Source organism: Pseudomonas sp. TH15 (genome assembly GCF_016651105.1).
Taxonomy (GTDB): Bacteria; Pseudomonadota; Gammaproteobacteria; order Pseudomonadales; family Pseudomonadaceae; genus Aquipseudomonas.
Map to the genome: position 1 here is coordinate 90,109 of NZ_JAEKEL010000002.1, position 19,769 is coordinate 109,877.

Below are 19,769 nucleotides of genomic sequence, written 5' to 3' on the forward strand. Positions count from 1 at the left end.
AAGCCGATCCATTTATGGGTCGGCTTTTTTTATGCCTGGCGTTTAGTCCCAGGCATAAAAAAACCCGCCGACACAGCCTGCGTCGGCGGGTTCTTTTCAGCGTTTACTGCTGCAGGTCGATCGGCGCACTCGACGCCATCGGTGCAGAAGTATTCGGCACGGCAATCTCTACCGGCATGCCATCTTCGGCAGCAACCACGTCACGCACCACATCCCAGTTCATGCGCAGGTTGTTGGTGATGTCTTCACGCTTGAGCATCGCGTTGATCACGGCGGTGTGCTTGTCGACCACCGACGGGTTGCCGTTGTCGTCCAGCGGCGTATGCGCCTCCAGATAAACCTTGCCGCCACTCATGCCGAACTTGTACGGGTCGTTGATGATCCGCACCGACGTACCGACCGGCACCATGCCCGCCATTTCCAGCACGTTGTTGTTGAACATGCGGAAGCAGCCGTGGCTGGTGCGCATGCCGATACCGAATTTTTTGTTCGAGCCATGAATCAGGTAGCCCGGCGTGCCGAGGCTGAACTTGAACGGCCCCAGCGGGTTATCAGGGCCGGCCGGCACCACATTCGGCAACGGGTCACCATCAGCGGCGTGCTCGGCCTTGATCGACGCTGGGGGGGTCCAGGTCGGGTTAGGCGTTTTGGCGGTGATGGTGGTGTGAGCGATTGGCGAACCCCAGCCTTCACGACCGATACCCAGCGGGAAGGTGTACACCACGTTCCGGCCTTTCGGGTAGTAGTAGAGACGGTATTCAGCCAGGTTGATCACAATGCCTTCACGCGGACCCGGCGGCAGGATGAAGCGGGTCGGCAGAATGATTTCGGTGCCGGCGCCCGGCAGCCAGGCATCGACGCCCGGGTTGGCCGCGACCATTTCCGAATAGCCCAGATCGTAAGTGGTACCAAGGTCGGCGAAGGTATCTTCGTACTTGGCCTTGATCACTTGCACCTGACCGATGATGTCTTCACCAGGGGGTGGTAGAGGCAGCTCCAATGCTGAAACAGGACCGGCCACACAGAGGGCAGCAAGGGTCAAGCAGCGGGTGACGGCGGGAAAGCGCGGCAACATCCGGAAAATCCTTCGCATGAACGACTAGAGGTATAAGACGGCGATTGTACACCGCACTTTGAAATTTCGGGGAGACCACCCTGCAGCAGGCGATGCAAGGTGCTTTGGGTGGGAGCGAGCCTGCTCGCGAATGCGGTGTGTCAGTCGCCAGACGTATTGACTGACACGACCCCTTCGCGAGCAAGCTCGGCTCCTACAAGATCAAAGCTCGAAACGCAGTTCCGGCCAGATCGGCGAGGTGCCGCGTTTTTGCGACTCGAGGATGGCCCGGCACAACGAGCACAAACGCTGATCCTGAAAGACCCTGCGATCCACGCTCGACCAGCGTGGTTGCGCCGGCAGCAAGCTGCCGCAGAGGGTCCGGTCTGCCGAGCCGCCGAGTTCCAGCTGACGGGTCACCAGATGCACCCGCACTTCCTGGCAGGCGAACAGATCCAGCTGCTCGTCAGGCTCGATCAGTTGGTAGGCAAAAAGGGACCAGGCGGGACGCGACATCGGGGGCTCCAAATCGGGGCGCCACCTTAGCCGAAACACCGCCACTAGAAAAGCGTCAAAGCAGCGGTTTCAGTGTCGGCCAGACATTTTCCAGCAACTGGCCCTGAGCCCCTGCCGCCGGGTGCAGGCCATCGGCTTGCATCAGCTCCGGATGACCGCCGATTCCTTCGAGAAAAAACGGCACCAGCGGGATCTTTTTGACCAACGTTTGAGCTTAGAAAATCAGGGAGCCCGATACGTTTGTCGGATTTCGACGGAAGAACCATAAGGTCACGCTAATTCCATATTGACATCACCTTGTATGCACATAGACTCTCCTCGAGTAACCCCAACTCTGATAAGGAAATCCCATTATGAAAAACCGTTCCTTTTTGGTTCCTATGGCTACCTTGGCCGCGGCTGTTGCCACTGAACAGGCTTCAGCGTCGGCACCTCACGAGATCGTAGAAACCACCATCGACCAAACAATCTCAATTCAAACGCCTCCTCCGAATGAAAACCTTTCGGTACGCAGCGGCAATGATCTATTCGAGTTCGTGTTAAAACGCGGTGACCAAGGTCAATTCATGGCCTATCACAGCTCCCATAGCTCCCACTCATCTCACAGCTCCCACAGCTCCCATCATTCGGGCTCCTGACATGGGACGTGAGGTGACGCTCGTATATGACGAGCAGCTTTACGAAGCACAAGTGCTGCAAAAAGCTGCTTATCGGGCAATGAACTCGCTGACGGTTGATATTACGTGCGCTGACGGAAAATTCAGCTGCGTTTTGTCCTCAAATATCGGCGTCGAAGAGCCTTCATTTCTACTCGCTGTTCAAGAATTCAAGAAGGACGTGATCGACTACCAACTGCGCCACCAGTTGAATGCTGAAACGTTGCCCATCAAAAATCTGATCCTTGGACTGGCCTTCTCGAAAACCGGACTGATCAGTGAGTAAATTTCAGAAGCTGGATTTCTATGCTCAGCAACGCCCTTACGAGCTGCTGCCGTTCAAATTCGATCGATTGAATGACTGCCAATACGTCATTACCAATATGGCGGGCGAGTACCAAGTCCTGCCAGTGCCGGTACTCGAACAGCTGATCAACAGAACGCTATCGTTTACATCAGAGCTGATCCCAACACTACGTTCGAAGCAGTTCATCCGATTTCCTGAAGAGCAAGCACCGCTCCAGCTTCTGGCACTCAAGATTCGCACGCGGCTATCCAGGCTGGCCCAGTTCACCAATCTGCATATCTTTGTGGTGACCCTTCGCTGCGACCATAGCTGCCCATATTGTCAGGTGTCGAGGCAGTCGGAGAGCAAAGGCGAATTCGACATGACTACGGAAATGGCAGACAAGTCGTTGGATTTCGTTTTCAGGTCTCCGAATCCAGCCATCAAAATTGAGTTTCAGGGTGGCGAGCCGCTGCTGAACTTCGAATTGGTGAAGTACGTCGTTCTTGAGGCAAAAAAACGTAACCTCAAGGAAGGGCGTGACCTGCGGTTCGTCATTGCGACCACGCTATCGCTACTGACCAATGACATGCTCGATTTCTGTAAGCAGCACCATATCGTGCTTTCATCTTCTCTCGATGGGCCAATGGATCTGCATAATGCAAATCGCCCACGGCCTGGCCGAGATAGTCACCAGCGTTTCGAGGAAGGCTTGAAGAAAGCCCGTGCAGCCCTCGGCTATGATCAAGTGTCAGCCCTGATGACAACCACAGATAAGAGCCTGCCACGAGCACGTGACATCATTGATGAATACTTACGCCTGGGCTTTGATGGCATTTTCCTGCGCACGCTTTCCCCTTATGGCTTTGCGATCAAGACCAAGAAATTCATGTCCTATGACACGGAGCGCTGGCTGGAATTTTACAAGGAAGGTCTGGAGTACATCATTGAGCTAAACAAGTCGGGCATACGATTTGTAGAGCAGTATTCCGCGATCGTGCTGACAAAAATGCTGACATCGGGGGACCCAGGGTTTGTTGATTTAATGAACCCTGCCGGTGCTGGTATTGCAGCCATCGTGTTCAACTATGACGGATCGGTCTACGCCTCAGATGAAAGCCGTATGCTTGCCGAAATGGGTGATCATACGTTCCGGTTGGGGAGCATTCTTGAGAATTCATATGAGGAGATCATCCTCTCTGATCAACTTCTGGATGCACTGGAAAACTCCTTCACTTTAAGTGCCCCCATGTGTTCTGACTGTGCGTTCGAACCCTACTGTGGTGCTGAACCTGTCTACCATCACGCAATACACAAGGATGTGGTGGCAAGAAAGCCTGAGTCGGCTTTCTGCAAGCGGAATATGTCGATCTTCAGGCACCTCATTGAACTGATGGGAAGCGATGAGCAAACGAAACGGATTTTTATGGGGTGGGCCAACCGATGCTGAAGCTCGGCGGAAAGATTATCCGAATACATGCGGTTGATGTCTCCAAGGATCTCACGCTAATCAAGGTCTCCACTAACCGAAACCTTCCCGAAATCCTACGAAGAGAAATGGCCTACCTGGTGACTGGATACCCGATCCCCAGCGGATTTGCGCACTATCTTCTGACTGAGCAGCATCAGGATTTGGCTCAAGAACTCCCAATGGGTTCCGACCACTCGATCCTGCCGAATGACTATGACTACATTGATAACAATGACATTGTCCGGCTTTCCGCTGATCGTCAAAGCATACGGGTTCTGTTTCGGGCCTCTTCGCCGAACAACAGCATTCTGCTGACTGAGCAGTGCAACAACTATTGCCTTATGTGTTCACAACCTCCTAAAGCAGCCGATGACTCATGGATACTCGATGAAATCGAAAGCCTGATCCCATTGATTCCTAAGGAAACCCGTGAGCTAGGATTCACTGGTGGGGAGCCTACGACCAATAAGGAGCGGTTTCTTAAAATCATTAGCCTGACAAAAAGCTATTTGCCAAGAACCGCCATCCACATTCTTTCGAACGGAAGAAGCTTTAAAGACTCGGACTTTGCTGAGAAATACGCGGCGATAGGAATACCCGATGCGATGGTCGGCATTCCCGTCTACTCAGACGATCCAATGCTGCATGACTACATCGTGCAAGCTCGAGGCGCATTCGACGAAACCATCCGAGGCATTCTGAACCTGAAACGCTTGGGGCAGAAGGTTGAGATTCGGGTCGTCTTGCACAAGCTGTCAATTCAGCGGCTTCCTCAATTATGTGAGTTCATTGCGCGCAATCTCTTGTTCGTTGATCAGGTTGCTTTGATGGGGCTTGAAATGATGGGGTTTACTCGCGCTAACCTTGACGAGCTATGGATTGATCCCATCGAGTACAAAGACACTCTCAGCAATTCAGTGCAGATTCTTGCCAAATATGGAATGAGCGTTTCGGTCTACAACCATCAGCTGTGTCTGGTTAACGCAGACATTCTTCCGTACTACCGAAAGTCAATTAGTGACTGGAAAAATGAGTTTGCGCCGGAATGCCTGACCTGCAGAAAGCAAAGCGAATGCGGAGGCTTTTTCTCGTCAGGGATCAAATTTGGATACAGCAAACAACTTTCCCCTTTCTGACGCCTCCGCAGAGCTATATCAAAGCAGCGGTTTTAGTGTCGGCCAGACATTTTCCAGCAACTGGCCCTGAGCCCCTGCCGCCGGGTGCAGGCCATCGGCTTGCATCAGCTCCGGATGACCGCCGATTCCTTCGAGAAAAAACGGCACCAGCGGGATCTTTTTCTCGGTGGCCAGGTTGCCGTAGACCTCGGCAAAGGCTTCGGTGTAGCGCTTGCCGTAGTTGGGTGGCAATTGCATGCCCAGCAACAGGACCTTGGCGCCACTGGCCCGGGAGCTGTCGATCATCGCCGCAAGGTTTTGTTGCAATTGTGTTGGCAGCATTCCGCGCAAGCCGTCGTTGCCTCCCAATTCGAGGATCACCAACTCGGGTTTATGCTCTGCAAGCAGCGCCGGCAGGCGTGCCTGGCCTCCGGCACTGGTGTCGCCGCTGATGGAGGCGTTGATCACTTTATCGTCGAAACCTTCGCGCTTGAGCCGTTGCTCAAGCAGCGACACCCACCCCAAACGGGTATCCAGTCCGAAACCGGCGCTGATACTATCGCCAACGATCAGGACTGTACCCGCCGCTGCGTTCTGGGCCATGCACATCAAGGCCAGGCCAGCACTCAAAAACCACACACGCATCGGATTCTCCATGGGCGCAAGCATTCTCACCGCGAAGAACCTCAGCAAAGTGGTTCCCAGCGCGGAAGGTGAACTGACTATCCTGCACGAACTCAGCCTGGAACTGAACAAGGGCGACAGCCTGGCCATCGTTGGTGCCTCCGGTTCCGGTAAATCGACCCTCCTGGGCCTGCTCGCCGGCCTCGATCTGCCGAGCAGTGGCGAAGTCACCCTCGCCGGCCAGGCCCTGAGCAATCTCGACGAAGATCAACGCGCGCGCATCCGCGCCGAGCACGTGGGTTTTGTCTTTCAATCGTTCCAGTTGCTCGACAGTCTTAATGCGCTGGAAAACGTCATGCTGCCGCTGGAACTCGACGGCCGCAAAGACGCCCGGGAGCGCGCCACCGAATTGCTGCAACGAGTTGGCCTGGGCCAGCGCCTCACCCACTCGCCACGCCAGCTCTCCGGCGGTGAACAGCAGCGCGTGGCCATTGCCCGTGCGTTTGCCGCCGAACCTGACGTGTTGTTTGCCGATGAACCCACCGGCAACCTCGACAGCCACACCGGCGAGCGCATCAGCGACTTGCTGTTCGAACTGAACCAGGAACGCGGTACGACCCTGGTGTTGGTAACCCACGACGAACGCCTGGCACATCGCTGCCGGCGCCTGATCCGCCTTGAAGCCGGCCTGCTGGTCGCCCCTCTGGAGCCTTGATGGCACGCTTGCCGCTATTGCGCCTGTTCAGCCTCGCCATCCGCCAACTGCTGCGCGACGCCCGCGCCGGAGAGCTGCGGGTGTTGTTCTTCGCCTTGCTGGTGGCCGTGGCGGCGAGTACTGCCATCGGTTATTTCGGCGCCCGCCTCAATGGCGCCATGATGCTGCGTGCCACCGAGTTTCTCGGTGCCGACCTTTTGCTCGAAGGCAGTTCACCTGCGCGCCCCGAGCAGATCAAAAGCGGTACGGAGTTGGGCCTGGAACATGCGCAGGTGGTGGAATTCTCCAGCGTCATCGCCACGGACAAGGGCATTCAGCTGTCCAGCATCAAGGCGGCCGACGATGTCTATCCACTGCGCGGCGAACTGAAAAGCGCCCCCGCGCCGTTTGCCCCGGAAGTTTCCGGCGGCGGGCCAAAACCCGGCGAAGCCTGGGTCGAAGCACGCCTGCTGACGGCTCTGGATCTGAAGATCGGCGACAGCATCGACGTCGGCATGAAAACCCTGAAGCTATCGCGGGTGTTGACGTATGAACCGGACCGCGCCGGCAATTTCTACAGCCTGACGCCGCGCGTGTTAATCAACCTCAGCGACCTTACGGCGACTGGCGTGGTGCAGCCCGGCAGCCGGGTCAGTTATCGCGAACTCTGGCGCGGCAATGCCCAGTCGCTGGAAACCTATCGGCAACTGGTCAAGCCGGGCCTCGCCGCCAACCAGCGCCTGCAAGATGCCCGGGATGGCAACCGACAGATCGGTGGTGCACTGGGCAAGGCCGAGCGCTACTTGAACATGGCCAGTCTGGTGGCGGTTTTGCTGTCCGGTGTGGCCGTGGCGCTGTCAGCGACACGCTTCGCCATGCGTCGATTCGATGCCAGCGCCTTGCTGCGCTGTCTGGGTCTGTCCCGTCGGGAAACCATGCTGCTGTTCAGTTTGCAGCTGACAGTGCTTGGCTTGCTCGCCAGCCTCAGCGGCGCCCTTCTCGGCTGGTTGGCGCAACTCGGGCTGTTTGCGCTGCTGCATGACTTGCTGCCCACTGACGTTCCACCGGGCGGCTTGCTGCCAGCCATTGCCGGGATCGGCACCGGGCTGGTGGCACTGGCCGGTTTCGCCCTCCCACCGCTGGCCGCCCTTGGCCGGGTACCGCCATTGCGCGTATTGCGTCGAGACATGCTGCCAATCCCGTCCAGCACCTGGATGGTCTATGGCGCGGCGCTGGGCGCACTCGGGTTGATCATGTGGCGTTTGAGTCTGGACCTGGTGCTGACCTTCGCCCTGCTGGGCGGTGGCGTGATCGCTGCGGTGGTGCTCGGCGGCTTGCTGCTGTTGCTGCTCAATAGCCTGCGTCGAATGTTGGCCCGTGCGTCGTTGCCGTGGCGCCTGGGTCTGGGCCAACTGCTGCGTCATCCATTGGCGGCCGCTGGCCAATCCCTGGCCTTCGGTTTGATTCTGCTGTCCATGGCGCTGATTGCATTGCTGCGCGGCGAGCTGCTGGACACCTGGCAGAACCAGTTGCCGAAAAACGCACCGAATTATTTCGCGCTGAATATTCTCCCGGCGGACAAACAGGCGTTCACCGATCGGCTGATCGAACTGTCGGCACAATCGGCGCCGCTGTACCCGGTGGTACCAGGCAGGCTGATCAGTATCAATGGCGAAGCGGTGCAGGACATCGTCAGCAAGGATTCGGCCGGTGACCGGGCGATCCAGCGTGACCTGAGCCTGACTTGGGCGGCGGACCTGCCAGCGGGCAACAAGCTCACTTCGGGAACCTGGTGGACCGAACAAACGCCGGAGGATGTTCCCGGTGTGTCGGTGGAAGGCAAGGTTGCCGAGAGCCTGAAGCTCAAGCTGGGCGATCATCTGGTGTTCACCGTCGGCGGGGTCAATCGCGAAGCGAAAGTCACCAGCCTGCGGGAGATCAACTGGGACAACTTCCAGCCGAACTTCTTCATGATCTTTCAGCCCGGCACTTTGAAAGATCTGCCCGCGACCTACCTCACCAGTTTTTATCTGGCAGCCGGTCACGATCAGCAGATTGTCGATCTGTCCCGGGCGTTCCCGGCGGTCACCATTCTGCAAGTTGAAGCCTTGCTGGAACAGCTGCGCAGTATCCTTGCCCAAGTCACCCTGGCGGTGGAATACGTGTTGTTGTTCGTGCTGGCGGCGGGCATGGCCGTGCTGTTCTCCGGCCTGCAAGCAACACTGGATGAACGAATTCGCCAAGGGGCGCTGTTACGCGCCCTAGGGGCCGAGCGCCAATTGCTGGTCAAGGCCCGGCGCATCGAGTTCGGCTTGCTCGGCGCCGTCAGCGGCCTGCTGGCGGCCCTGGGTTCGGAGCTGGTCAGCCTGGTGCTTTACCGTTACGCCTTCGACCTGCCCTGGCACCCGCATCCGTGGCTGCTGGTGCTGCCATTGATCGGCGCGGCACTGATCGGCGGTGCCGGTGTGTTCGGCACGCGTCGCGCCCTGAACGCCAGCCCCCTGACAGTCCTGCGCGAGGGTTGATAGACTCCAGCACTCTCTACCACAAGAAGTCGCCATGAGCCGTTATCGCCCTCCCCGCACCGCTGGCACCGCGCTGATCACCCCCGAAGGTGAAGCGCGGATGCGTGCCGAGTTTCACGAACTCTGGCACGTGCGCCGACCGCAGGTAACGCAATCGGTCAGCGAGGCAGCGGCCCAGGGTGATCGCTCGGAAAATGCCGAATACACCTACGGCAAGAAAATGCTGCGCGAGATCGACAGTCGTGTGCGTTTTCTCACCAAACGACTGGAAGCCCTGAAAGTCGTCAGCGAAAAACCCAGCGATCCGAACAAGGTGTATTTCGGCGCCTGGGTGACGATTGAAGATGAGGACGGCAAAGAGTCGCGCTATCGCATTGTCGGCCCGGACGAACTGGACCTCAAACTGGGACTGATCAGCATTGATTCGCCACTGGCCCGCGCTCTGATCGGTAAGGCACTGGACGCAGAAGTCCGGGTCCAGACACCCACCGGTGAGCAGTGCGTGTATATCGTGGCGATCGAGTATCTGTAGCGTCCTGAAACCTCAGCGCCGGGTAATCAACCCTTGTCGAGCGACACGGGTTAATTGTTTGATCACTTCGGGCGCATCTTCAAGGCTCGGCGACTGAATCACCGCCAGATCAAAACTGTCGTTGGCAAACCGAGCCAGTGACTCACCATCTTCGACAAACTGGATCAGGAAAGCTGCGGGGCCGCCAGTACGACGTGGCCAGCCGTCGAGATAACGCAGAAGCGTCGGCTGATGTTTGCCGCCAAGCAGGATTTTTGGATTGCGCTGGGTGAGGTGTGCCGTGATCGGCGCGGGGCGTACAACGGGGCTTAGTGCATTCATTGGGTCGTGTCTCTGCCTCAAAAGTCTGCATGGCAGGTGAGAGGCAACACCGAACCAGCGCTTTAGCGGTATTTCGAAGCCTGTTTCAAGCTTCTATCGGCAACTGGATGAGTCACCTGGCGCCCCGCAAGTAGCTGTTTAAATCGGCGCATGAGCAACATCCTAGAGAACGTGACCGGACAGTGTCAAGAATCAGAAGCTATAAGCGTTATCACCACTGCAAGGTGATGGTGCTTTCGAAGGCCCGCTCCTGACCGGTGACCGGGTCCACAAAGCGCAGTCCCTGGGCCAGCAATTTCAGGGGGTTGGCGTAATCATCCTCGACGTCCTTGAGCACCTGTGGGTAGAACGGATCATTGCAGATACTCGCGCCCAAAGCCGTCATGTGCACGCGCAACTGGTGCTTCTTGCCGGTGACCGGATAGAGCCCGTAACGCCAGAGTTCGCCGTTTTTCTCCCTGACCTCGACCGCCGTCTCGGTGTTGCTGACGCCCGGACCTTCCTGCATGCGAAAGAACGGTTCGCCATCGACAAGCCGGCTTTTATGGACCAACGGAAAGGCCAGCTCAGGCAACGCCGGGGCAATGGCCTCGTAGCGTTTTTCGATTTGCCGCGCTGGGAACAACGACTGATACGCCGAACGCGTCTGAGGATTGGCTGAAAACAGCACGAGCCCCGCGGTATGCCGGTCGATGCGGTGCAAAGGCACCAAGTGGGGATTATCCAAGCGGTGGATCAGCCGCCGTAGCAGAGTCTGCTCCACGTATTCGCCAGCCGGCGTTACGGGCAGAAAGTGCGGTTTGTCCGCGACTACCAGATGTTCGTCGGCGTACAGGATCGACTCGATCACCGGAATAGGTTTTTCGTCCGGCACCTCACGAAAATAGTGAATCCGCAGACCTTCCTTGTAGGCCAGGTCAAGGGCGATTGGCAGGCCTTGTCCGTCGAGGACACGACCGCGAGCGATCCGGTCCAGCCACTGTTCACGACCAATTGCGCGAAAGTGCTCGCACAGGCAATCGAGGACGGTCTGCCACGGGCCGGGTGGCAAGTAGAGGGTGCTGGCCTGGCTGTGTGCAGCAGAAAAAGACGAAGTGGACATACGAAAGCTCTAACCCTCAATGCAGGGCGGCATTATCCAACAGTGACCGGAGCGAACCTAGCGAAGAATCCTCAAGCCGGGATCGACTGGGTCCGCGCGGCAGCCTCAGTGAACTCCTTGAGCCAGCGCAATACATCCACCGCTTCCCAGCGGCCGGGATCGTAAAGCGCATACATCAAGCCTTGATAACCCACGACATCCAGTTGCCGGTGATAGCCCGCGCGCTGGAACAAGGCTTCGATTTCGGCGAAACAGGTGTTGAAATGCAGCTTGTTGAACGGGGTTTTACCTTCGGTGACCAGGCCATCCAGACGCAATTCGAGGACCGCCTCGCGCACCACGTCGGCCGACATCCGGTTCACGCTGTTCTTCAATTGTTCGACATTGACCACGGTTCATCCCTCTGACTCACGGGATCACCTGGCCAACTCCGAAAGAGAAGGATGCAGGGCAGGCAATCCGAATAACTGTACAGACATACAGTAACCGAATAACCTGTTTTGCGCCAATGGATGAACGCAACACCGCGACGGGTGGGAACGTTCAGCGCAAGAACGCCACGACCTGCTCGGCATCGAAGGGCCAATCGAGTTCAGCGCCGCTATCAAGACGCCGCAACACCGGGATACGCAGGCCATAGTCCTCGACCCAATCTTCGTTTTCCGCGATATCGACCAACTCCACCAACAAACCGTGCTCGACCAAGGGCATCAGTTCTTCTTCGGCAAGTTCACACAGATGGCAACCCAGGGTGCCGAATAGCTGACATTCAGGAGGCATGACAAACAGACCAGGCAAAGTGAGGTTTCATTCTAGGCCCACCAAAGCTGTCGAGCCAATGACCGTAAGGCCTGGAGACATCCCCGGCAGTCGATTTCAAAAGGTTTCGGCAATTTCCTGATGCATATCATTTGCGCCGAATCCCGTTTGCGCGATGCTCTCGACTTTTTTGCCTCTACGCTTGGGTAGCCCGAAGTCGTCACCGGAGTTTTTTGTGTTTGCCAATCTGTTGATCATCCTTGCCTCCTCCCTGGTGGTCATTGCCTTGTTCCGGCGCCTGCGCTTGCCGCCGGTGCTGGGCTACCTTTGTGTGGGACTGATGATCGGGCCTACAGCACTCGACTGGGTGAACGAAAGCGACGAGCTACCTGACCTCGCTGAGCTGGGCGTGGTGTTCCTGCTGTTCTCCCTCGGGCTGGAGTTTTCCCTGTCGAAAATGCTCGCGCTGCGCCACGTCGTGTTCGGCCTTGGCAGCTTGCAAGTGCTGGGCTCCGGGATGCTGCTGGGGGCTTTGCTGATGCTGTTTGGTATGTCTGTCACACCAGCATTATTGCTCGGTGCCGGCCTGGCGTTGTCTTCCACGGCCATTGTCAGCAAGGAGCTTGGCAGCCTGGGTGAGATTTTCAGCAGTCACGGCCAGAATGCCATCGGCGTGTTGCTGTTCCAGGACGTAGTGGCGGTGTTGCTGCTGACCTTGGTGCCGGTGTTTGCCGGTAGCAGCGATCAAGCCTGGTATTGGGCGCTCCCCCTGACACTGGCCAAGACCGTGCTGCTGTTTGTTGGCCTGCTGCTGGCCAGCCGCTGGTTGCTGCCCCGATTGTTCCATGAGGTGGCCGCGTCGCGTTCCGCGGAACTGTTCGTGCTACTGGCCCTGGTGATTGTGCTGCTGACGGCCTGGCTGACGCACTTGCTCGGCCTCTCCCCCGCCCTCGGCGCTTTCCTGGCCGGCATGTTGCTGGGGGAAAGCCATTACCGACATCAGATCGAGGCCGATATCCGGCCGTTTCGCGACATTTTGCTCGGGTTGTTTTTTGTCAGTATCGGCATGTTGATCGACTTGCAGCTGTTTGCCAGCCACGGTCTGCTCATCCTCGGTTTGACCCTCTGCCTACTCTTGATCAAGGGCAGCGTGGTAGCCCTGCTGGTCAAATGGCGTGGCAGCGATGACGAGACAGCCTGGCGCAGCGGTCTGGCATTGGCCCAGGGTGGCGAGTTCTGCTTTGCCTTGATGGCGCAGATGCAGCAACACAAACTGATGCCCGCCGACCTCGGCGGCCTGCTGCTGGCCGCGACGTTCTGTTCGATGCTGGTCACGCCGCTGTTGCTGCGCGCCGCGCCACGCATCGCCGCACGCCTGCACCGTAAACCCAACGAAGAAGCAAAGCTTGAGGAAATCAGCGCGCTCAATGCCGGCCTGCAAGGCCATGTGGTGATTTGTGGCTACGGTCGTGTGGGGCAATCCATTGGCCGGTTTCTGCACAACGCGCAACAAACCTACATTGCCCTGGATAACGACCCCGTGCGGGTTCAGGAGGCTGCCGTCGGTGAACGCAGCGTGCACTACGGCGACTCACGCCGTGGCGAACTTCTGGCTGCCGTGGGGCTGGAACGGGCCAGGTTGCTGGTGATCGCGGTGGACAATAGCGACATTGCGTTACTGATCTTGAAGGAAGCACGCCGATATAACCCGAGCGTGCCAATCCTGGTACGCACTCGGGACGACAGTCAGTGGGCCGAATTGAAAGCGGCCGGCGCCAATGAAGTGGTGCCGGAGCTGCTGGAGTCGAGCCTGATGCTCGCCTCCCATGCGCTGATCATGCTGGGTTTGCCCGCGCATCAGGTTCAGGAGCGTGTCGATCAGGTGCGCCACGATCGCTATCGCCTGCTGCACCGGTTTTATCCCGGTGCAGAAGATGAAGAAAACTAGTCCTGGCTCACGGCGCCGATCTTGTGCACCGACAGGTCCGCGCCGTAATACTCCTCTTCCTGACTCAGGCGCAGCCCGTGGAACGCCTTGATCGTGCCATACACCGCAAAGCCACCGGCCAGTGCCACGACCACGCCCAACGAGGTCCCAAGCAACTGGCTGATCAGGCTCACCCCGCCCAAACCGCCCAAGGCAGTCTGACCGAAGATGCCGCAAGCGATCCCGCCCCACACGCCACACAGACCATGCAATGGCCAGACACCCAGCACATCATCGATGCGCCATTTGCCTTGGGCAGCGGTGAAGCACCAGACGAACAACGCCCCGGCAATCGCCCCGGTCACCAGTGCACCCACCGGGTGCATCAGGTCGGAACCGGCGCAAATCGCCACCAGCCCGGCCAGCGGGCCGTTATGCAAAAAGCCCGGGTCATTGCGCCCGACGATCAACGCCGCCACGGTGCCGCCGACCATGGCCATCAGCGAATTCACCGCCACCAACCCGCTGATACCTTGCAACGTCTGTGCACTCATGACGTTAAAGCCGAACCAGCCAACGATCAGAATCCACGAGCCCAAAGCCAGAAACGGAATGCTCGACGGTGCGAACGCCACCAGTCGACCGTCGCGATAACGCCCCTGCCGTGGCCCGAGCAACAATACCGCCGCCAGCGCCAACCAACCGCCCATGGCGTGGACCACCACGGAACCGGCGAAATCATGGAAACTGGCGCCAAAATGCTCCAGCAACCAGGCTTGAAAACCGAAGTTACCGTTCCAGATCATGCCCTCGAAAAACGGGTAGATGAACGCCACTATCAGCGCGGTCGCGCACAACTGCGGAACGAAGCGTGCACGCTCGGCAATGCCGCCAGAAATGATCGCCGGGATCGCCGCGGCAAACGTCAGCAGAAAAAAGAACTTCACCAGCGCGTAACCATGATCGGCATTGATCACCGCCGCCGGTTGCATGAAAGTGACGCCGTAGGAAATCCAGTAGCCTATAAAGAAGTAGGCCAGCGTCGAAATGGCGAAGTCGCTGAGGATCTTCGACAACGCGTTGACCTGGTTCTTTTGTCGAACCGTGCCGACTTCCAGAAAAGCGAAACCGGCGTGCATCGCCAGTACCATCACCGCACCAATCAGAATGAACAACGTGTTGGAGCTGTGGACCAGCGTGTCCACAGCGCTTTGCAGATTTTCCATGGGGTTGGCAGACCTGAAGGCTAAAAAAGCACCAAAGCAGTTCGCGCAGGCAATCCATGCACCAAGTTGCGACCACAGAGTCACACAAGCGAATGCCGGGTGAACTGCTTTGGCGCACGAGGTCGATGTGCTGACACGAACCGGGTTTAATTGGGTTAAGGTTTTTCAACACTTACGCCCGGCAACAGCGCACGACCGCCGGGCAACGCACCACGACATAGCAAAAGTTGTACCAGTCATTTGTACTGAACCTTCGCCCAAGGCTCATACTCGAACGCATCAGAAGCCACTTACGGAGATCTACCCATGGCCAGCATCAAGGCAAAGACTGCTCAAGAAATCCTGATGAACGATTTTCAAACCCTGGTCAACGACACCGAACGGTTGCTGGAACACACCGCGTCCCTGGCCGGCGACCAGGCCGATGAATTGCGCGACCAGATCCACGACAGCCTGCTGCGCGCCCGCGAAACCCTGAAGCTGACCGAAGACTCCTTGCGTGATCGCGGCCAGGCTGCGGTCACCGCCACCGAGGATTATGTTCAGGCCAACCCATGGCAATCGGTCGGCATCGCCGCCGGCGTGGGTTTCCTCATCGGCCTGCTAGCCACGCGTCGCTGATATGTCTATCGGCGAATCCGGCTCGTCCGCGACGGGCACCAGCGCTACAACGCGGCGCCTGGGTGCCGCATTTCTAGGGTTGCTGCACAGCCATGTCGAACTGTTCGGCATCGAATTGCAGGAACAGAAAGCACGCACCGTCAGCCTGTTGCTGTTTGCAGGCCTGGCGCTGGTCTTTGCCTTGCTGTTGCTGGTGGGGTTATCGACGCTGGTGATGATCCTGTTTTGGGACACCTACCGCCTGGCCGCGATCATTGGGCTTTGCGTGTTCTACACCCTGGCTGCGATATTTTGCGGGATGCGGCTCAAGGCTGCGGTCTTCGATGAGTCCTCACCCTTCCATGGCACCTTGGAAGAATTGGCCAACGACCGGGAGCGCCTGCTGCCATGAGCCTGCCTCAGCTACCTCAAAACAGTTCCCGCGCCGAAATGCGCAAGGCGCTGATCCGCTTGCGCATGGAAATGCACCGCCAGGAAATCCGCCAGGAATCCCGGCAACTGCTGCAACCCTTGCAGCGAGTGCGCGGGATGACACAAAACCTGCAGGACGGTTTCGGCATCAAGCACGCCCCGCTCTGGGGCGTGGCCGCCGTGACCCTGCTCGGTTTTCTCACCGGCAAGAGCGCCAAAAACGGTGGCGTCAGCAGCCTGACTCGCCTGGTTCAACTCGGCGCCAGCCTGGGGCCGCTGATCAAACTGGTCATGCAGGGCTCCTCACGTAAACCCTGATCAGCCGCTATCTGGCTGCATTCTTGCAATACCACCGGGATGAACCTCTCTATCGAGGGGTTCGATCCTGCCTACCTACCCGGTGACCAGGTTTATCCAAAAACAAGACCTTACCAAGGAGGCCTCGTGATCGACGGGCAACCGCTCGCCTGCTTTCAGCCGTTCATCGATACCGCCACTGGCCGTATCGCCGGCGTCGAGGCACTGGGTCGACTGCGTCAGGCCGATGGTCAATTGACCTCTGTGGGACCGTTGTTCGCCGACCCGCGAACCCCGGCCATCGCCCTGCGCCGTCTCGACCGACAGATCCGCGATAACGCCCTGAGTCGTTTGCACGAGGCCCCTGCGGACTGGTTTCTGAGCCTGAACATGTCACCACGCTGGATCAGCCGCCTGCGCCCGGACCAAGCTTTGCCAAGTCTCAAGCAATTGGCCAGGCATAGCGTCGATCCGCAACGCATTGTCTTCGAGATCACTGAACTGGGGGGCGACAGCCAACGTCTGGCCGAAGTGGTCGCGCGCTACCGACAGGCCGGCGCACGGATTGCGATCGATGACTTCGGTGCCGGTTACTCCCAACTCGATCGTGTGCTGGCCCTGCAACCGGACATTCTCAAGCTCGACATGCGCCTGTTTCAGGCCGCCGCCTTGGGCGGGCCGAGCAGCGAAGTGGTCAAGGCCCTGGCGCAAATGGCCGAGAAAACCGGGTGCTGGATCATCGCCGAAGGGGTGGAAACCGAGGCCCAGCTTAATTTCGCCCTGGAGTGCGGTTCACGCTATGTGCAGGGGTTTCTGTTCGCCCGGGCGCAAACCGGTTTCTTTGCCACCGATGCCTTTGTCGAACAGTTCGCGCAACTGCGCCAACGTTATGTTCAGCGCAAGCTGACGGAACGTGGCCGGCTGATGATCATGCGCCGGCAACTCACCGAGCTGATGGCCATCCTGCAAGACTGGGCTCAGGCCCGCGCGCCCCTCAGCGCTTTACCGCAACTGGATGCTTTTCCCTGGCTGTTGCGCTTCTACCAATGCGACCGTCACGGCACGCAACTGACGCCCAACCTTGAATGGCGCAACAACTGTTGGGAGGCCGACAACCGCTACCTGGGCCACAACTGGTCATGGCGCCCGTACTTCTATCACCTGCTGGCCGAAGGTTGGGATGAGCGTCGGCTAACCCTTTCCAATACCTACCGCGACGCCACCAGCAATCAGTATTGCCTGACGGCGGGACAGTTTTTCGACAATGGCGAGCGACTGCTGCTCATCGATATCGACGCCGCCGGGTTGTAGTTCTGCTTGCAGGCACTGATGCGAGTAAGGACACTGGGCCATCAGTCACTTGACGGAGAGACCCAGCCTTGGATTGGCAAACCCTGCTCACCCGAGAACGCCTCGGAAAGCCGCTGCACAGCCCGGAAGAACTCGGCCGCAGCCCTTTTCACAAAGACCACGACCGCATCATTTTCTCCGGCGCATTCCGCCGCCTGGGGCGCAAGACTCAGGTCCATCCGGTCTCCAGCAACGATCACATCCACACGCGTCTGACCCACTCACTGGAAGTCAGTTGCGTCGGCCGCTCCCTTGGGATGCGCGTCGGCGAAACCATCCGCAACGCCCTGCCCGACTGGTGCGAACCGAGCGACCTGGGCATGGTCGTGCAATCGGCTTGCCTGGCCCATGACATCGGCAATCCACCCTTCGGTCACTCCGGCGAAGATGCGATCCGTCACTGGTTCCAGCAAGCCGCCGGGCGTGGCTGGCTGGATGCAATGAGCGAGGTCGAACGCAACGACTTCCTCAACTTCGAAGGCAATGCCCAAGGCTTCCGCGTGCTCACGCAACTGGAGTATCACCAGTTCGACGGCGGTACCCGGCTGACCTACGCCACCCTCGGCACTTATCTGAAATACCCGTGGACAGCCAAGCACGCCGATTCTCTGGGCTACAAGAAGCACAAGTTCGGCTGCTATCAGAGCGAACTGCCGCTGCTGGAACAGATCGCGCACAAACTTGGCCTGCCGCAACTGGAAGACCAGCGCTGGGCCCGTCATCCGCTGGTGTACCTGATGGAAGCGGCCGATGACATTTGCTACGCGCTGATCGATCTTGAAGATGGCCTGGAGATGGACCTGCTGGAATACGCCGAAGTCGAATCCCTGCTGCTGGACCTGGTAGGCGACGATATACCGGAAACCTATCGCCTGCTCGGCCCACAGGATTCGCGCCGACGCAAACTGGCGATCCTGCGGGGCAAGGCCATCGAACACCTGACCAACGCGGCCGCGCGGGCCTTCGTCGAGCAACAGGACGCGTTGCTGGCCGGCACATTGCCGGGCGACCTGGTGGAGCACATGCACGGCCCGGCCAAGCGCTGCGTGCTGAATGCCAAGGACATGGCGCGTAAAAAGATCTTCCAGGACAAGCGCAAGACGCTGCATGAAATCGGCGCCTACACCACCCTGGAAATCCTGCTCAACGCCTTCTGCGGCGCTGCACTGGAACAGCACAACGGTCGCACACCGTCCTTCAAGAGCCGCCGCGTACTCGACCTGTTGGGTATCAACGCGCCCGATCCCCATGGCCCGCTGCATACATCGTTCCTGCGCATGATTGATTTCATCGCCGGCATGACCGACAGCTATGCCAGCGAAATGGCCCAGGAAATGACCGGCCGCTCCAGTCACTGATCGTTTGTACCCGACCGGCGTCATGGCCGGTCGGGTGTACAAGTAAACACCACCCGAACAAGCCATATCAGACACGTACAAACATCCTTCACGAACAAATCTCACGTGACACTTCACGCCGATCAATACAACTAATAATCCCTCCTCCTTACATCAAACCTACTCGACCGTAGTCCTCGTCCTCATTACTTGTAGGAATAATCCGATAACACACCTTGAGCCATACCCGTTCATGTGAGCGCTCATACATCTGAGCTAAGGTGCGCGCTTTATTCGCGCTCGTATGGGACTTGATTATGAACTCCGTTTTTATTGTCGACGATCACCCCGTCATCCGGCTTGCTGTCCGGATGCTGCTGGAGCATGAGGGTTATAAAGTCGTGGGCGAAACCGATAATGGGGTCGATGCCATGCAGATGGTTCGCGAATGCATGCCTGATTTGATCATTCTCGATATCAGTATTCCCAAACTCGACGGACTGGAAGTACTCGCTCGTTTCAATGCCATGAGCACACCGTTGAAAACACTGGTACTGACAGCACAATGCCCAACACTTTTCGGCATTCGCTGCATGCAATCCGGGGCCTCGGGGTATGTGTGCAAACAAGAAGATCTCAGTGAACTGGTAAGCGCCATCAAGGCTGTACTTTCCGGTTACAACTACTTCCCCAGCCAGGCCTTGAACCCCGTGCGCCCGGATGACGCAAGGTATGCAGAACTTGAGCTGTTCAAGTCAGTCAACGACCGTGAATTGATGGTATTGCAACTGTTCGCCCAAGGGCGCACCAACAAGGAAATCGCCAAAGGCATGTTCCTGAGCAACAAGACTGTCAGCACTTACAAGAAACGACTCATGCAAAAACTCAAGGCCAAATCCCTGGTAGAACTCATCGAGATGGCAAAACGTAACGCGTTAGTGTGAG

Annotated in this window: 22 protein-coding genes and 1 pseudogene; 14 read left to right on the forward strand and 9 right to left on the reverse strand. The window is 58.1% G+C overall.

Translation table 11 applies throughout. The annotated features are described in order from the left end of the window. Positions 1-103 precede the first annotated feature (103 nt). The 3 genes and pseudogenes from JFT87_RS24170 to JFT87_RS24180 all read right to left on the reverse strand — a co-directional run. Positions 104-1,075 carry a L,D-transpeptidase family protein gene (locus tag JFT87_RS24170; protein WP_201205487.1) on the reverse strand — a complete coding sequence of 324 codons (972 nt, stop codon included), beginning with the start codon at positions 1,073-1,075 and terminating at the stop codon, positions 104-106. Positions 1,076-1,276: 201 nt separating this feature from the next. Further along, positions 1,277-1,570, reverse strand: coding sequence for a hypothetical protein (locus JFT87_RS24175; protein ID WP_201205489.1), 294 nt, complete (start codon positions 1,568-1,570; stop codon positions 1,277-1,279). Positions 1,571-1,625: 55 nt separating this feature from the next. After that, positions 1,626-1,769 (reverse strand): annotated as a pseudogene (locus JFT87_RS24180) (arylesterase); the annotation flags it as partial. A 154-nt stretch (positions 1,770-1,923) separates the two neighbouring features. On the opposite strand from JFT87_RS24180, the gene hxsA2 reads away from it, so the two are divergent. Genes hxsA2 through hxsC form a run of 4 tightly spaced genes read left to right on the forward strand, consistent with a single transcriptional unit; the run spans position 1,924 to position 5,119 of the window. Beyond that, entirely contained in the window at positions 1,924-2,208 is a 285-nt protein-coding gene (gene hxsA2, locus JFT87_RS28930) for a His-Xaa-Ser repeat protein HxsA2 (protein ID WP_207202652.1), read from the forward strand. 1 nt (position 2,209) lies between these two features. Further along, on the forward strand, positions 2,210-2,512 hold the full coding sequence (hxsD, locus tag JFT87_RS24185; protein WP_166224438.1) for a His-Xaa-Ser system protein HxsD: 303 nt from the start codon (positions 2,210-2,212) through the stop codon (positions 2,510-2,512). Then, complete coding sequence (hxsB, locus tag JFT87_RS24190) at positions 2,505-3,962, forward strand: His-Xaa-Ser system radical SAM maturase HxsB (protein WP_201205491.1); 1,458 nt, start codon at positions 2,505-2,507, stop codon at positions 3,960-3,962. The genes hxsD and hxsB overlap by 8 nt, the downstream gene beginning before the upstream one ends. Further along, the gene (hxsC, locus tag JFT87_RS24195) at positions 3,956-5,119 is read left to right on the forward strand and encodes a His-Xaa-Ser system radical SAM maturase HxsC (RefSeq protein ID WP_201205493.1); all 1,164 of its coding nucleotides are present in this window, start codon (positions 3,956-3,958) and stop codon (positions 5,117-5,119) included. The genes hxsB and hxsC overlap by 7 nt, the downstream gene beginning before the upstream one ends. An 18-nt stretch (positions 5,120-5,137) precedes the next feature. Here the strand turns inward: hxsC and JFT87_RS24200 are convergent, their stop codons facing one another. Next, the gene (locus tag JFT87_RS24200) at positions 5,138-5,743 is read right to left on the reverse strand and encodes an arylesterase (protein WP_201205495.1); all 606 of its coding nucleotides are present in this window, start codon (positions 5,741-5,743) and stop codon (positions 5,138-5,140) included. 10 nt (positions 5,744-5,753) lie between these two features. Here JFT87_RS24200 and JFT87_RS24205 point away from each other — a divergent pair, with 10 nt between their 5' ends. The 3 genes from JFT87_RS24205 to greB are packed head-to-tail and all read left to right on the forward strand — an operon-like array spanning position 5,754 to position 9,473. After that, positions 5,754-6,437 carry an ABC transporter ATP-binding protein gene (locus JFT87_RS24205; protein WP_201205497.1) on the forward strand — a complete coding sequence of 228 codons (684 nt, stop codon included), beginning with the start codon at positions 5,754-5,756 and terminating at the stop codon, positions 6,435-6,437. Further along, complete coding sequence (locus JFT87_RS24210) at positions 6,437-8,941, forward strand: ABC transporter permease (protein WP_201205499.1); 2,505 nt, start codon at positions 6,437-6,439, stop codon at positions 8,939-8,941. The genes JFT87_RS24205 and JFT87_RS24210 overlap by 1 nt, the downstream gene beginning before the upstream one ends. A 34-nt stretch (positions 8,942-8,975) precedes the next feature. Beyond that, positions 8,976-9,473, forward strand: coding sequence for a transcription elongation factor GreB (greB, locus tag JFT87_RS24215; RefSeq protein ID WP_033057207.1), 498 nt, complete (start codon positions 8,976-8,978; stop codon positions 9,471-9,473). Positions 9,474-9,485: 12 nt separating this feature from the next. Here the strand turns inward: greB and JFT87_RS24220 are convergent, their stop codons facing one another. The 4 genes from JFT87_RS24220 to JFT87_RS24235 form a co-directional block, all read right to left on the reverse strand. Next, entirely contained in the window at positions 9,486-9,794 is a 309-nt protein-coding gene (locus JFT87_RS24220; RefSeq protein ID WP_201205501.1) for a class I SAM-dependent methyltransferase, read from the reverse strand. A 211-nt stretch (positions 9,795-10,005) separates the two neighbouring features. Beyond that, positions 10,006-10,896 (reverse strand): pseudouridine synthase, encoded by an 891-nt coding sequence (locus JFT87_RS24225; RefSeq protein WP_201205503.1) that lies wholly within the window; start codon positions 10,894-10,896, stop codon positions 10,006-10,008. Between the two features lie 71 nt (positions 10,897-10,967). Next, complete coding sequence (locus JFT87_RS24230) at positions 10,968-11,288, reverse strand: transcriptional regulator (protein WP_201205505.1); 321 nt, start codon at positions 11,286-11,288, stop codon at positions 10,968-10,970. Between the two features lie 151 nt (positions 11,289-11,439). Continuing rightward, a complete protein-coding gene (locus JFT87_RS24235; RefSeq protein ID WP_201191238.1) occupies positions 11,440-11,676 on the reverse strand; it encodes a glutaredoxin family protein in 237 nt (78 codons plus the stop codon). 214 nt (positions 11,677-11,890) lie between these two features. Between JFT87_RS24235 and JFT87_RS24240 the strand changes: the two genes are divergently transcribed. Further along, positions 11,891-13,603: a cation:proton antiporter gene (locus JFT87_RS24240; protein WP_201205507.1), complete on the forward strand. Its 1,713-nt coding sequence runs from the start codon at positions 11,891-11,893 to the stop codon at positions 13,601-13,603. Here JFT87_RS24240 and JFT87_RS24245 read toward each other — a convergent pair. Continuing rightward, entirely contained in the window at positions 13,600-14,808 is a 1,209-nt protein-coding gene (locus JFT87_RS24245) for an ammonium transporter (RefSeq protein ID WP_201205509.1), read from the reverse strand. The two genes, JFT87_RS24240 and JFT87_RS24245, sit on opposite strands and share 4 nt — an antisense overlap. Before the next feature lie 306 nt (positions 14,809-15,114). Here JFT87_RS24245 and JFT87_RS24250 point away from each other — a divergent pair, with 306 nt between their 5' ends. The 6 genes from JFT87_RS24250 to JFT87_RS24275 all read left to right on the forward strand — a co-directional run bounded on the left by JFT87_RS24250 (position 15,115) and on the right by JFT87_RS24275 (position 19,768). Then, positions 15,115-15,429: a DUF883 family protein gene (locus JFT87_RS24250; RefSeq protein WP_201205511.1), complete on the forward strand. Its 315-nt coding sequence runs from the start codon at positions 15,115-15,117 to the stop codon at positions 15,427-15,429. A gap of 1 nt (position 15,430) precedes the next feature. Continuing rightward, on the forward strand, positions 15,431-15,820 hold the full coding sequence (locus tag JFT87_RS24255; RefSeq protein WP_201191242.1) for a phage holin family protein: 390 nt from the start codon (positions 15,431-15,433) through the stop codon (positions 15,818-15,820). Next, complete coding sequence (locus JFT87_RS24260) at positions 15,817-16,158, forward strand: hypothetical protein (protein WP_201205513.1); 342 nt, start codon at positions 15,817-15,819, stop codon at positions 16,156-16,158. Before JFT87_RS24255 ends, JFT87_RS24260 begins: the two co-directional genes overlap by 4 nt. Positions 16,159-16,284: 126 nt before the next feature. Further along, positions 16,285-17,448 carry an EAL domain-containing protein gene (locus JFT87_RS24265; protein WP_201205515.1) on the forward strand — a complete coding sequence of 388 codons (1,164 nt, stop codon included), beginning with the start codon at positions 16,285-16,287 and terminating at the stop codon, positions 17,446-17,448. A 68-nt stretch (positions 17,449-17,516) separates the two neighbouring features. Beyond that, positions 17,517-18,845, forward strand: coding sequence for a deoxyguanosinetriphosphate triphosphohydrolase (locus JFT87_RS24270; RefSeq protein WP_201205517.1), 1,329 nt, complete (start codon positions 17,517-17,519; stop codon positions 18,843-18,845). A 296-nt stretch (positions 18,846-19,141) separates the two neighbouring features. Then, positions 19,142-19,768, forward strand: a complete 627-nt coding sequence (locus JFT87_RS24275; RefSeq protein WP_201206739.1) for a response regulator transcription factor — start codon at positions 19,142-19,144, stop codon at positions 19,766-19,768. The last annotated feature ends 1 nt before the right edge of the window (position 19,769 follow it).